We start from the raw sequence: 12728 nt of genomic DNA, 5'->3' as shown, positions 1-12728 counted from the left end.
CAAATCAAGGAGGCAGTCTAGCGGCTGTGCACACTTGATATGGAAATGGTATCAGCCATCTGATGAAGCATTACCGTCAGGGGTCACTTCCCCTACTTGCTTTTCCAGCTGTCGCAGGCGCCGCGCGATGTCATCGAGCTGACGGATGCGAGCCGCGCTTTTGCGCCATTCGGCTGCTGGCTGCATGGCCGTACCGGAAGAATAGGAACCCTTTTCGGTAATCGAGTGGGTCACCATGGTCATCCCGGTGATGAAAACGTTATCGCAAATTTCGATGTGCCCCACCAGCCCTACACCGCCAGCGAGCATGCAATGCTTGCCGATTTTGGTGCTGCCGGAAATCCCGACACAGGCCGCCATGGCGGTGTGATCACCGACCTGAACGTTGTGGGCGATCTGGATCTGGTTGTCGAGCTTCACACCATTACCGAGAATGGTATCGGCCAATGCGCCGCGATCGATAGCGGTATTCACGCCAATCTCGACATCATCACCGACCAGCACGCCACCGATCTGGGCAATTTTCTGCCAGACACCTTTCTCATTGGCAAAACCGAAGCCTTCGCCGCCGAGCACGGCACCTGACTGAATGACCACACGCTTGCCGATGCGCACGTCGTGGTACAGCGTGACCCGCGGGGCCAGCCAACCGCCTTCGCCGATTTCGCAACGGGCACCGATGAAGCAATGTGCACCGATGGTCACGCCGGCAGCAATACGTGCCGCGCTTTCGATCACCGCAAAGGCACCGATACTCGCAGCCGGGTCAACCACCGCGTCCTCGGCCACAACCGCTGTCGGGTGAATGCCGGCAGCCGCTTTCGGCTTTGGATCGAACAGGTGGGAAACACGCGCGTAGGCCAGATACGGATCAGGCACCACCAGTGCATTACCGGCAAAACCTTCGGTATCAGCAGCCTTCAGCAACAGTGCTGCGGCCCGGCTGTCCGCCAGGTACTTACGGTATTGAGGGTTTGCGAGAAAGCTCAACTGAGCTGGGCCAGCCTCCTGCAAGGTGGCTAGCCCAGTAATTTCTCTCTCCGGGTCGCCACGTAGCGTGGCGCCGAGGAACTCGGCCAATTGGCCGAGCTTAATGGTCACTGTCATGGATTACTTCAGCTGATTCATGCGCTCGATAACCTGGCGAGTGATGTCGTACTGAGGCTTGACATCAATCACTGCGCCACGCTCGAAGACCAGGTCAAAAGCACCTTTCTTGATGACTTCTTCCACAGCGCTGTCCAGTTTCGGCTTGAGCTGCTTCAGCATTTCACGGTCGGCAACGGCTTTGGCTTCGTTCAACTCCTTGGACTGGAACTGGAAGTCACGGGCCTTTTGCTTGAATTCAAGCTCCAGACGCTCGCGCTCGCCCTGCTGCATTTTGTCGCCACCGGCCATCAGGCGGTCCTGAATACCCTTGGCGCTGGTTTCCAGGGTCTTGAGCTTGGTCAACTGAGGACCGAACTTCTTCTCGGCATCCACGGCGTATTTCTTGGCCGCGTCGGACTCCAGCAGAGCCATCTGATAGTTCAGAACTGCAATTTTCATGTCGGCAAATGCCGGACCAGCGACCAGGACGCTGGCCAGGAGAACCAATTGAGTCAACTTACGCACGATGCACTCCTACAAAATTCATTGTTATCTTGGGTCAGACGCTTAGAACGTCTGGCCGAGGGAAAATTGGAACACTTGAGTCTCGGCGTCATCCGGTTTCTTGACCGGCATGGCCAATGCGAAACTCAAAGGACCCAGTGCAGTGACCCACGTCACACCTACACCAACAGAACTGGCCATATTGCTCAGGCTAATGTCGTTGCACTTGGTGTCGGACTTCGTGCCATCAGCGTTTGTGGTATCCGAGCACGACGAATCGAACACGTTACCCACATCCCAGAATACCGAGGTACGCAGGGAGCGTTGATCTTTGACGAACGGCAGCGGGAACAGAACCTCCACACCGCCCTGGATCAGGACGTTACCACCGAACGGCAGTGGATCCTGGTCCGGGTCGAACGCTGTACCAGGGTTCTTGCCGGTACTTGGCGTACTGCGAGGACCCAAGGTGCTGTCCTTGAAGCCGCGTACCGAGTTGAAACCACCAGCATAGTAGTTTTCATAGAATGGCAAGCCGTCGGTCGAACCGTAACCATCGCCATAACCCAGCTCGGTGTGCAGGCGCATGGTGTAGTTCTCGCTCAATGGCTGGAACAACTGGCCACGGTAGTCGAGCTTGAAGAACGACAGGTCGCTGCCTGGAATCGTGGATTCCAGCACCAGGCTCTGGGAGTGACCACGGGTAGCAAGCACGCCCTTGTTCAGGGTGGACTCGGACCAACCGGCCGAAGCCTTGAAGTTCAGGTACTTGTCGCCTTCCTTGTTAACGAAGTCGAAGATCTCGTCAACGGTGTAGACGCCGGTCTTGATTTCGTCTTGTTGCGCATTCAGGCCGAAGGTCAGACGCGAAGTCTCGCTGATTGGATAACCGACACTCACACCGGCACCCAGGCTGTCTACGGCGTAGCTGGCGACGTCAGTATCGAGGTCATCGTAGTCAGTCGTGCGGTAGAAGGCGTTGTAACCCAGGCTCACGCCGTCGGCGGTCCAGTAGGGGTCGACGAAACCGAAGTTATAGCGGGTCTGGTATTCGCTTTTGGTCAAGCCGACGCTGACCTTGTTACCGGTACCCAGGAAGTTGTTCTGGGTGATCGAACCACCGAGGATCAGGCCGGCACTCTGGGCGAAACCGACGCTGGCGGTAATCGAACCGGAGGCTTGCTCTTCAACGCTGTAGTTGACGTCCACCTGGTCATCGACACCCGGTACGGCCGGGGTTTCGACGTTGACTTCCTTGAAGAAGCCCAGGCGCTCCAGACGGGTCTTGGATTGATCGATCAGGTAGGTCGAAGCCCAGCCGCCTTCCATCTGACGCATTTCACGACGCAGCACTTCGTCTTCGGACTTGGTGTTGCCACGGAAGTTGATGCGGTTCACGTAGGCACGCTTGCCCGGATCGACCGCGAACAGGATGTCCACGGTGTGATCTTCATCGTGCGGTTGAGGCACGCCGTTGACGTTGGCGAAGGTGTAGCCTTCGTTACCCAGGCGACGGGTGATCAGCTCGGAGGTGGTGGTCATCAGCTTGCGCGAGAACACCTGGCCTTTCTGCACCAGCAACAGGGACTTGATCTGGTCTTCAGGGACTTTCAGATCACCGCTGAGCTTGACGTCACGAACAGTGTATTTTTCACCTTCGTTGACGTTGACGGTGATATAGACGTGTTTCTTGTCCGGCGTAATGGAAACCTGGGTCGAAGCGATATCCATGTTGATATAGCCACGGTCCAGGTAGTAGGAACGCAGACGCTCCAGGTCACCGGACAGTTTTTCACGGGCGTACTTGTCATCGTTCTTGAAGAACGACAACCAGTTGGTGGTCTTGAGTTCGAAAAGGTCGATCAGGTCTTCATCGGGGAAGACCGTGTTGCCCACCACGTTGATGTGCTGGATAGCCGCAACGGTACCTTCGTTGATGTTGACCTTCAGGCCAACGCGGTTACGCGGCTGCGGCACCACTTCGGTGTCGACGGTAGCCGAGTAGCGACCCTGGGCGACGTACTGGCGCTGCAGCTCGTTACGCACACCTTCAAGGGTGGCACGCTGGAAGATCTCGCCCTCGGCCAGACCGGATTGCTTGAGGCCTTTCATCAGGTCTTCGGTAGAGATCGCCTTGTTGCCTTCGATCTCGATACTGGCGACCGACGGGCGCTCGACTACCGTGATGACCAGGACGTTGCCATCGCGGCCCAGCTGGATATCTTGAAAGAAACCGGTTTTGAACAACGCACGAGTGGATTCCACCAGGCGACGATCATCCGCCTGTTCACCGACGTTCAACGGCAAAGCACCAAAGACGCTACCCGCGGAGACCCGCTGGAGGCCATTGACGCGAATATCAGAGATAGTGAAGGACTCGGCGTGAACTTCGGCGATCATCAATACGGTGAGAACCGCAGTTAGCAGCAGACGTTTCATGAAGTCCTTTCTTATTCCAACTGGCAATAAACAAACTGCCGCAAAATGCGGCAGATTCGCAATTCAGCGACGTTACAGACGACCCAGATCATTAACCAGAGCAAGCAACATCACTCCGATCACCAAACTGATGCCGATCTGTATCCCCCAACCTTGCACCCGATCCGACAAGGGACGACCACGCGCCCACTCGATCAGATAAAACAACAAATGCCCCCCATCCAGCACAGGAATGGGCAGCAAATTCAGAACCCCCAGGCTAATACTCAGATAAGCAAGGAAATTCAGGAAATCAGCAACACCCGACTGGGCCGAAGCGCCCGCCACTTTAGCAATGGTTATCGGTCCACTCAAGTTTTTTACCGAGAGCTCGCCGAACAACATTTTCTTCAGTGAATCGAGGGTCAGCACGCTCATGGTCCAGGTGCGCCGAGCCCCCTCGCCAATCGCTGCCAATGGTCCATAACTGACCTCGCGGATCATCTCCGGCGGCCAATCGACAGCCTTCACCCCTGCCCCCAGGTAGCCGCTGGGTGACTTGCTCTCGCCGCGAGCGGCAAGTGTCACCGGGACGTCGATTTGAGCACCGTCCCGCTCAACCCGAAGCATGATTTTGGTACCAGGATGCATACGGACGGTATCGACGACCTGTTGCCAGTCATCCAGCGTACGACCATCGAGCGCCAGCAACCGGTCACCGGTCTTCAGGCCGGCAGCCTGGGCCGGCCCCTTTGGATCGAGTTCGGCCAGAACAGGCGGCAATGCCGGGCGCCAAGGGCGAATCCCCAACGAATGAATGGGGTCGGGCTCGTCAGCCCCTTTGAGCCATTTATCCAGCGCAAGTTCACGTGGAGAGTCGGTCGTCGAGCCTTGCTCGCGAACCAATATCTGCAACGAGCCGCTTTCGCCCAGGCGGCGAACCAGTTGCAGATTCACCTCCGCCCAGCCGGAAGTCGCCTCACCATCGATGGCCACGATTTCCTGGCCGGGACTCAAACCCGCCTTGGCCGCGATGCTGCCGGACTCGACAGCCCCGATGACCGGACGCACCTGCTCGCTGCCGAGCATTGCCAATCCCCAGAAGAACACCAATGCCAGCAGGAAGTTGGCGATCGGCCCCGCCGCTACGATGGCAATGCGCTGACGAACGGATTTGCGATTGAAGGATTGACTGAGCTGATCGGGCGGCACTTCGCCTTCGCGCTCGTCGAGCATTTTCACGTAGCCGCCCAACGGGATGGCGGCAACGACAAATTCGGTGCCCTGCTTGTCGTGCCAGCGCAGCAAAGGCATGCCGAAGCCTACGGAGAAGCGCAGCACTTTGACCCCACAGCGACGCGCGACCCAGAAATGGCCGAACTCGTGGAAGGTAACCAGCACACCCAGAGCGACCAGGGTGCCGACAATCATATAGAGCGCGCTCATCTACTTTCTCCGCAATCCTATCCGCTGCTGCCTGGGTCGACTATCTGCAGCATTTACCGCCCGTGACGGCTCAACCATTGTCCGGCCAGCAATCGCGCTTTCGCGTCTGCCGTGAACACTGCCTCGAGATCATCCACTGCCACGACGGGCTCCAGACTCAGTACTTCCTCGATGATACTCGCGATTTCCGGGTAACGAACCCGCTCGTCGAGAAATGCCGCCACCGCCACTTCATTTGCCGCATTGAGCATGGCTGGCGCGCTATTACCCGCCTCGGCCGCCTGGCGAGCCAGGCGCAAACAAGGGAAACGCTCTTCATCGGGCGCCTGGAAGTCCAGCCGTGCAATGGCAAACAGATCCAGCGGCGCCACACCCGAGTCAATCCGCTCCGGCCAGGCCAGGGCATTGGCGATAGGCGTGCGCATGTCCGGATTACCCAACTGCGCCAGGACAGAACCATCGACGTAGTCGACGAGCGAATGAATCACGCTTTGCGGGTGAATCACTACCTCGACCTGGGATGGCTTGGCATCGAACAGCCAGCAGGCCTCGATCAGCTCAAGCCCCTTGTTCATCATACTGGCCGAGTCCACGGAGATCTTTCGCCCCATGGACCAATTCGGGTGAGCGCACGCCTGATCGGGAGAAACATGCGCCAGTTCAGCCAGTGGCGTCTGCCGGAACGGACCGCCGGAAGCCGTCAGCAAAATCCGGCGAACGCCGACCGCCTCGAGGCCACGGGCATAATCGTGCGGCATGCACTGGAAAATGGCGTTGTGCTCGCTATCGATCGGCAGCAATACCGAACCGCTCTTGCGCACCGCCTGCATGAACAGCGCGCCAGACATGACCAGCGCTTCTTTATTGGCCAGGAGGATCTTCTTGCCCGCCTCGACCGCCGCCAGCGTCGGGCGCAATCCCGCCGCACCGACGATGGCCGCCATGACCGTATCGACTTCCGGATCGGAAGCGACCTGACACAAACCTTCCTCACCCACCAGAACACGGGTTGGAAGACCCGCCGCGCGCAAATCATCCTGCAAGGTGCGGGCAGCCGCGACCTCGGGCACTACGGCAAATCGCGGGATATGGCGCACGCAGAGCGCCAGCAATTCACTCAAGCGAGTGAAGCCACTCAAGGCAAAGACCTGGTAACGATCAGGATGACGAGCGATGACGTCGAGCGTACTCAGGCCAATCGAACCGGTTGCCCCCAGAACGGTAATCTGTTGCGGGCGGCTCATGGGGCCGCCATCCACAACAGCACGGCGAACACCGGAATGGCCGCCGTCAGGCTGTCGATTCGATCCAGCACACCACCGTGACCCGGAAGCAGATTGCTGCTGTCCTTGATCCCCGACTGACGTTTGAACATGCTTTCAGTGAGGTCGCCCACCACCGAAATGAACACGATCAGCGCAGCACAGATCAGCCCTTTGAACAGCTGCGCCACCGTCCAGTCGCGCACCAGAGCAACGAGCGTGGTAATGACCAGGCTCAGCGCCAGACCACCGTACACGCCTTCCCAGCTTTTGCCCGGACTGACCTGCGGCGCGAGTTTACGCTTGCCGAAGGCACGACCGGAGAAGTAGGCACCGATATCGGCACCCCAGACCAGCACCATCACGGCCATGATCAGCCAGTTACCCAGCGGGTACTGCTTGATCTGCACCAGCCCCTGCCAGGCCGGCAGGAGAATCAACAGGCCGATCACCAGCCTGGTCGCCGCATTGGACCAATGCTCGCTCGAACGCGGATAAGTCAGCACCAGGTACGTCGCCACCGCCCACCACAGCACCGAAGCGCCCAATACCCAAGGCGCCAGCCCGGGCAGGATGCACATGACAAACAGCATCAAGGCGACCACAGCGGCAAAACCGACGCGGAACGCTTGACCGGCGAAACCCGCCAGACGCGCCCACTCCCATGCACCAAGGGTAACTACCAACCCGATGAACAGTGCAAAACCGGAACCTTCAAGCAGGAAAAACCCGCACAGGGCAATCGGCAGCAGGATCAGCGCGGTGATGATTCGTTGTTTAAGCATTAAACCCGGGCTCCAGCCTCGACCTGCTCGCTCGTTTTACCGAAGCGGCGCTGGCGGGAAGCGTAATCGGCCAGCGCATTGCGCATGGCATCGTGTTTGAAGTCCGGCCAGAACAGGTCGGAAAAATACAGCTCGGCATAGGCCAGCTGCCAGAGCAGGAAATTGCTGATGCGATGCTCGCCACCGGTACGGATACACAAGTCAGGCAACGGCAGATCACCTGTGGCCAGGCAGGTCTGCAGCAGATCAGGCGTAATGTCTTCCGGACGCAAATGTCCGGCCTGAACCTCTCGTGCCAGTCGTTGCGCCGCTTGCGCGATATCCCACTGACCGCCGTAATTGGCGGCGATCTGCAGGACAAAACGATTGGCGCCAGCCGTCATGGCCTCGGCTTCGCGCATGGCAGCCTGCAGCTCGGGATGAAAACGCGAGCGGTCACCAATGATGCGCAGGCTGATGTTGTTGTCGTTGAGGCGCTTGGCCTCACGACGCAGCGCCTTGAAGAACAGATCCATCAAGGCGCTGACCTCATCGGCCGGACGCTGCCAGTTCTCGCTGGAAAAGGCGAACAGGGTCAGCACCTCGACCTTGGCCTCGGCACAGACCTCAATGACCGCACGCACCGCATCCACGCCCGCTTTATGCCCGGCGACACCCGGCATAAAGCGTTTTTTCGCCCAGCGATTGTTACCATCCATGATGATCGCGACATGGCGCGGCACCGCGGACGGTGCAGTCTGCTTGGTCTTTTCCATGAAAACGCGACCCTTATACGGCCATCAGGTCTTTTTCTTTCTCCGCCAACTTAGCGTCGATTTCAGCTACGAACTTCTTGGTCAGATCGTCGATCTCGCCAGTGGCGCGACGCTCTTCGTCTTCGCTGATTTCCTTTTCCTTGACCAGATCCTTCAGCGAGCTGTTTGCATCGCGACGGATGTTGCGCACGGCAACACGGGCATCTTCCGCCACATCACGGGCCTGCTTGGTGAAACCGCGACGGGTTTCTTCGGTCAGGGCCGGCATGCTGATCAGCAGCAGCTCACCAAGGTTGGTCGGGTTCAGGTTCAGGCCTGCACTGCCGATTGCCTTGTCGACGGCGCCCAGCATGTTGCGCTCGAAGGCAACGACTTGCAGGGTACGGGCATCCTTGACAGTGATGTTGGCCACTTGCTTGATCGGGGTGTCGGAACCGTAGTACGGCACCATCACGCCTTCCAGGATGCTCGGGTGCGCTTGACCGGTACGAATGCGGCCGAAGTTGTGCGCCAGCGATTCCACGGACTTTTGCATGCGCTCTTTAGCGTCTTTCTTGATTTCGTTGATCATTGTTGGCCTTCCTCGATCAGGGTTCCTTCAGCGCCGCCATGCACGATGTTCAGCAGGGCGCCGGGCTTGTTCATGTTAAATACGCGTAGCGGCATCTTGTGGTCGCGGCACAGGCAAATGGCCGTCAGGTCCATCACACCCAGCTTGCGATCCAGCACTTCATCGTAAGTCAGATGATCGAACTTCTCGGCATGCGGGTCTTTGAACGGGTCAGCGGTGTAGACGCCGTCGACCTTGGTCGCCTTGAGCACGACATCGGCATCGATTTCGATTGCACGCAGGCAGGCAGCCGAATCCGTCGTAAAGAACGGGTTGCCGGTACCGGCCGCGAAAATCACCACGTCCTTGGAGTTCAAGTGGCGCATGGCCTTGCGGCGATCATAGTGATCAGTCACGCCAACCATGGAAATAGCGGACATCACGATGGCCGAGATGTTGGCGCGCTCAAGGGCGTCGCGCATGGCCAGGGCGTTCATCACAGTGGCCAGCATGCCCATGTGGTCACCAGTGACCCGATCCATGCCAGCCTTGCTCAGCGCTTCACCGCGGAACAGGTTGCCACCACCGATAACCAGACCGACCTGTACACCGATGCCGACCAGTTGGCCAACTTCCAATGCCATGCGATCCAGAACTTTCGGATCGATCCCGAACTCTTCCGAGCCCATCAGGGCCTCGCCGCTGAGCTTGAGTAGAATGCGTTTATAGCGAGCCTGATAACCACTGCCCTGCTGAGCCATTGCGAATCTCTCCTGCGGCGTATTTTAAAAATTCTTTGCGAGCTGTTTACAGCTGGCGTTCACTCTAGCTTGGCGCTGCTTCAGCGCCATCGGAACATGGCTTTGTAAGCCAGTTCCAAAAGGAAACCAATAAAAATTGGTGCCCCATCTGAAAAGAGGCTGCGCGCGTGAGCGGGCAGCCTCTTCTGGGCGACAGTTAAAAAACCGTCTTATTGCTTGGCGGCAGCCAGCTGGGCAGCAACTTCTTCTGCGAAGTTGTCCACTGGCTTCTCGATGCCTTCGCCTACCTTGAAGTAGGTGAAGGAAACGATTTCAGCGCCGGCTTTCTTGGCCAGGGCGCCTACGGTCACTTCCGGGTTCATGACGAAAGCTTGCTCGACCAGGCTGGCTTCAGCCAGGAACTTGGTGATACGACCAGCAATCATCTTCTCGACGATTTCAGCTGGCTTGCCTTTCATCTTGTCTTCGTTCAGGGTCAGGAAAACGCCCTTCTCGCGCTCGATGGCTTCTGGCGAAACCTGCGATGGCAGCAGGAACTCAGGGTTGCTTGCCGCCACGTGCATGGCGATCTCTTTGGCCAGCTGAACATCGCCGCCCTTGAGAACAACAGCAACACCGATCTTGTTACCGTGCAGGTAGGTGCCGACAACGTCGCCCTCTACGCGCACCAGGCGACGGATGTTGACGTTTTCGCCAACTTTGGCAACCAGTGCTTCACGAGCCGATTCCTGAGCGGCGATCAGCGGAGCTGCGTCGGTCAGTTTTTCGTCGAAGGCTTTCTCTACGCTGGCAGCAACGAAGTTCTTGAAGTCGTCTTGCAGGGCCAGGAAGTCGGTCTGCGAGTTGACTTCCAGCAGCACGGCTGCCTTGTCGTCAGCCTTGATGGCGATAGCGCCTTCAGCGGCAACGTTGCCGGCTTTCTTGGCAGCCTTGATGGCGCCCGAAGCACGCATATCATCAATGGCTTTCTCGATGTCGCCGCCAGCCTTGGTCAAGGCCTTTTTGCAGTCCATCATGCCTTCGCCAGTACGCTCGCGCAGTTCTTTGACCAACGCTGCAGTAATCTCTGCCATTTCAAAATCCTCTTGGATAGGTTTTCAACCATTCCACCCGATCGAACGGGCGATCAATTCTTCCCGAACCACCCTTGTTAGCTGCCGCACGTTACAGATAGAGCAGTGGGCGCCGACAAATGGTTTTCGAGGTGGCAAAAAGGGGGCCAAGCCCCCTTTTTGCTTACTGAGTCAACGCCAAGGCGTCAATTACTCAGCTGCTGCTACCGGAGCTTCTTCAACGAAAACTTCGGTGCCGCCGGCAACGTTGTTGCGGCCGCGGATCACAGCGTCAGCCATCGAACCCATGTACAGCTGGATAGCGCGGATTGCGTCATCGTTGCCTGGGATGATGTAGTCAACGCCTTCCGGGCTGCTGTTGGTATCGACTACGCCGATAACCGGGATACCCAGCTTGTTGGCTTCGGTGATCGCGATGCGCTCGTGATCAACGTCGATAACGAACAGAGCGTCTGGCAGACCGCCCATGTCCTTGATACCACCCAGGGAACGATCCAGCTTTTCCAGGTCACGAGTGCGCATCAGCGCTTCTTTCTTGGTCAGCTTGGCGAAAGTACCGTCTTCGGCTTGAACTTCAAGGTCACGCAGACGCTTGATGGAAGCACGGATGGTCTTGAAGTTGGTCAGCATGCCGCCCAACCAGCGGTGATCGACGTACGGCGAACCGCAACGTGCTGCTTCTTCAGCAACGATCTTGCCAGCGGAACGCTTGGTGCCGACGAACAGAATCTTGTTTTTGCCCTGGGCCAGACGCTCTACGAAAGTCAGAGCTTCGTTGAACATTGGCAGGGTTTTTTCAAGGTTGATGATGTGGATCTTGTTACGCGCGCCGAAAATGTACTTGCCCATTTTCGGGTTCCAGTAACGGGTCTGGTGACCGAAGTGCACACCGGCCTTCAGCATATCGCGCATGTTGACTTGGGACATGATAGTTCCTTAATAAGTCGGGTTTGGCCTCCACGTATCCCAATGACCAACCAGCAGCATCAGCTGAAGGCACCCAGGTCATCGTGTCGACACGTGTGTGGATTTAGGCTTTTCGGGACATCCCCGGAAAGCGGCGCATTTTATATCACAAGGCAGGGCAAAACGGAACCCGGATTCTGAAATCCTGGCAAGCACATTGCGCCATCCCTTGGAATCCTCCAAGAATGCACCATTCTATAGGGAGAAGCGATGCACACAGGCGCAGATTTGCGCTGATCGTCTGGTAGAATCGTATTTTTCAGGGCTGCGAAGACCCATCGCGCAATGCCCTTTCCGTTCAGAAAGCGCCGCCTGGCGCAGAGAGAGCCTGTATGACCGTCACCCTCAAAACGCCCGAGGATATCGCCAAAATGCGTATCGCCGGCAAACTGGCCGCCGATGTGCTGGAAATGATTGCCGAACATGTCAAGCCGGGCGTTACCACCGATCAACTGAACCAGATCTGCCACGACTACATCGTCAATGAGCAGAAAGCCATCCCTGCCCCGCTCAACTACAAGGGCTATCCAAAGTCGATCTGCACGTCGATCAACCATGTGGTCTGCCACGGCATCCCGAACGACAAGCCGCTGAAAGACGGCGATACCCTGAACATCGACGTCACCGTCATCAAGGACGGCTATCATGGCGACACCAGCCGCATGTTCCACGTCGGCAGCGTGCCGGTCTGGGCCGAGCGCCTGTCCCAGGTGACCCAGGAATGCATGTACAAGGCGATTGAAATCGTCAAGCCTGGCTGCCGCCTGGGCGACATCGGCGAAATCATCCAGAAGCACGCTGAAAAGAACGGATTCTCGGTGGTTCGCGAATTCTGCGGCCACGGTATCGGCAAGGTGTTCCACGAAGAGCCGCAGATCCTGCACTACGGCCGCGCTGGCACCGGCATGGAACTCAAGGCCGGCATGACCTTCACCATCGAGCCGATGATCAACCAGGGCCGTGCCGACACCAAGGTTCTGGGCGATGGCTGGACCGCGATCACCAAGGACCGCAAGCTCTCGGCACAGTGGGAACACACCCTGCTGGTGACCGAAACCGGTTACGAGATCTTCACCCTGCGCAGCGATGACACCATCCCTCGCGTTTCGGCCTGATCTC

At 57.8% G+C, this 12728-nt stretch carries 12 protein-coding genes; 1 reads left to right on the top strand and 11 read right to left on the bottom strand.

Going from position 1 to position 12728, the window contains the following annotated elements; all coding sequences use genetic code 11:
• Positions 1-51 precede the first annotated feature (51 nt).
• The 11 genes from lpxD to rpsB form a co-directional block, all read right to left on the bottom strand.
• Positions 52-1107, bottom strand: coding sequence for a UDP-3-O-(3-hydroxymyristoyl)glucosamine N-acyltransferase (gene lpxD / locus KW838_RS24665; protein WP_218503829.1), 1056 nt, complete (start codon positions 1105-1107; stop codon positions 52-54).
• A gap of 3 nt (positions 1108-1110) precedes the next feature.
• Positions 1111-1614: an OmpH family outer membrane protein gene (locus KW838_RS24660; protein ID WP_015093768.1), complete on the bottom strand. Its 504-nt coding sequence runs from the start codon at positions 1612-1614 to the stop codon at positions 1111-1113.
• A 42-nt stretch (positions 1615-1656) separates the two neighbouring features.
• Positions 1657-4032 (bottom strand): outer membrane protein assembly factor BamA, encoded by a 2376-nt coding sequence (bamA, locus tag KW838_RS24655; RefSeq protein WP_015093767.1) that lies wholly within the window; start codon positions 4030-4032, stop codon positions 1657-1659.
• 72 nt (positions 4033-4104) lie between these two features.
• Positions 4105-5457 (bottom strand): sigma E protease regulator RseP, encoded by a 1353-nt coding sequence (rseP, locus tag KW838_RS24650; RefSeq protein ID WP_102699377.1) that lies wholly within the window; start codon positions 5455-5457, stop codon positions 4105-4107.
• A gap of 53 nt (positions 5458-5510) precedes the next feature.
• Positions 5511-6701, bottom strand: coding sequence for a 1-deoxy-D-xylulose-5-phosphate reductoisomerase (gene ispC, locus KW838_RS24645; protein WP_102699378.1), 1191 nt, complete (start codon positions 6699-6701; stop codon positions 5511-5513).
• Positions 6698-7504 (bottom strand): phosphatidate cytidylyltransferase, encoded by an 807-nt coding sequence (locus KW838_RS24640; protein WP_218503828.1) that lies wholly within the window; start codon positions 7502-7504, stop codon positions 6698-6700. Before KW838_RS24640 ends, ispC begins: the two co-directional genes overlap by 4 nt.
• Positions 7504-8259 (bottom strand): polyprenyl diphosphate synthase, encoded by a 756-nt coding sequence (gene uppS, locus KW838_RS24635; RefSeq protein ID WP_102699380.1) that lies wholly within the window; start codon positions 8257-8259, stop codon positions 7504-7506. The genes KW838_RS24640 and uppS overlap by 1 nt, the downstream gene beginning before the upstream one ends.
• Before the next feature lie 13 nt (positions 8260-8272).
• The gene (frr, locus tag KW838_RS24630; protein ID WP_007978385.1) at positions 8273-8830 is read right to left on the bottom strand and encodes a ribosome recycling factor; all 558 of its coding nucleotides are present in this window, start codon (positions 8828-8830) and stop codon (positions 8273-8275) included.
• The gene (pyrH, locus tag KW838_RS24625) at positions 8827-9570 is read right to left on the bottom strand and encodes a UMP kinase (protein ID WP_003222124.1); all 744 of its coding nucleotides are present in this window, start codon (positions 9568-9570) and stop codon (positions 8827-8829) included. The genes frr and pyrH overlap by 4 nt, the downstream gene beginning before the upstream one ends.
• A 209-nt stretch (positions 9571-9779) precedes the next feature.
• Positions 9780-10643, bottom strand: coding sequence for a translation elongation factor Ts (tsf, locus tag KW838_RS24620; protein WP_095965037.1), 864 nt, complete (start codon positions 10641-10643; stop codon positions 9780-9782).
• 189 nt (positions 10644-10832) lie between these two features.
• Complete coding sequence (gene rpsB / locus KW838_RS24615) at positions 10833-11570, bottom strand: 30S ribosomal protein S2 (protein WP_007978390.1); 738 nt, start codon at positions 11568-11570, stop codon at positions 10833-10835.
• Between the two features lie 371 nt (positions 11571-11941).
• Between rpsB and map the strand changes: the two genes are divergently transcribed.
• Positions 11942-12724: a type I methionyl aminopeptidase gene (gene map, locus KW838_RS24610; protein ID WP_102699381.1), complete on the top strand. Its 783-nt coding sequence runs from the start codon at positions 11942-11944 to the stop codon at positions 12722-12724.
• The last annotated feature ends 4 nt before the right edge of the window (positions 12725-12728 follow it).

This window comes from Pseudomonas sp. PDM27 (genome assembly GCF_019219205.1).
Lineage (GTDB): Bacteria > Pseudomonadota > Gammaproteobacteria > Pseudomonadales > Pseudomonadaceae > Aquipseudomonas > Aquipseudomonas laurylsulfatiphila.
The sequence above is the reverse complement of the archived record's forward strand: the minus strand, read 5'-3'. Positions and strand labels throughout refer to the sequence as shown.

What these genes read in the sequence shown, in the direction of transcription:
- pyrH (WP_003222124.1), bottom strand. Translation starts at nt 9,570, where the DNA reads ATGGCTCAGCAGGGCAGTGGTTATCAGGCTCGCTATAAACGCATTCTA.
- rseP (WP_102699377.1), bottom strand. Translation starts at nt 5,457, where the DNA reads ATGAGCGCGCTCTATATGATTGTCGGCACCCTGGTCGCTCTGGGTGTG.
- uppS (WP_102699380.1), bottom strand. Translation starts at nt 8,259, where the DNA reads ATGGAAAAGACCAAGCAGACTGCACCGTCCGCGGTGCCGCGCCATGTC.
- map (WP_102699381.1), top strand. Translation starts at nt 11,942, where the DNA reads ATGACCGTCACCCTCAAAACGCCCGAGGATATCGCCAAAATGCGTATC.
- tsf (WP_095965037.1), bottom strand. Translation starts at nt 10,643, where the DNA reads ATGGCAGAGATTACTGCAGCGTTGGTCAAAGAACTGCGCGAGCGTACT.
- frr (WP_007978385.1), bottom strand. Translation starts at nt 8,830, where the DNA reads ATGATCAACGAAATCAAGAAAGACGCTAAAGAGCGCATGCAAAAGTCC.
- KW838_RS24640 (WP_218503828.1), bottom strand. Translation starts at nt 7,504, where the DNA reads ATGCTTAAACAACGAATCATCACCGCGCTGATCCTGCTGCCGATTGCC.
- rpsB (WP_007978390.1), bottom strand. Translation starts at nt 11,570, where the DNA reads ATGTCCCAAGTCAACATGCGCGATATGCTGAAGGCCGGTGTGCACTTC.
- ispC (WP_102699378.1), bottom strand. Translation starts at nt 6,701, where the DNA reads ATGAGCCGCCCGCAACAGATTACCGTTCTGGGGGCAACCGGTTCGATT.
- lpxD (WP_218503829.1), bottom strand. Translation starts at nt 1,107, where the DNA reads ATGACAGTGACCATTAAGCTCGGCCAATTGGCCGAGTTCCTCGGCGCC.
- bamA (WP_015093767.1), bottom strand. Translation starts at nt 4,032, where the DNA reads ATGAAACGTCTGCTGCTAACTGCGGTTCTCACCGTATTGATGATCGCC.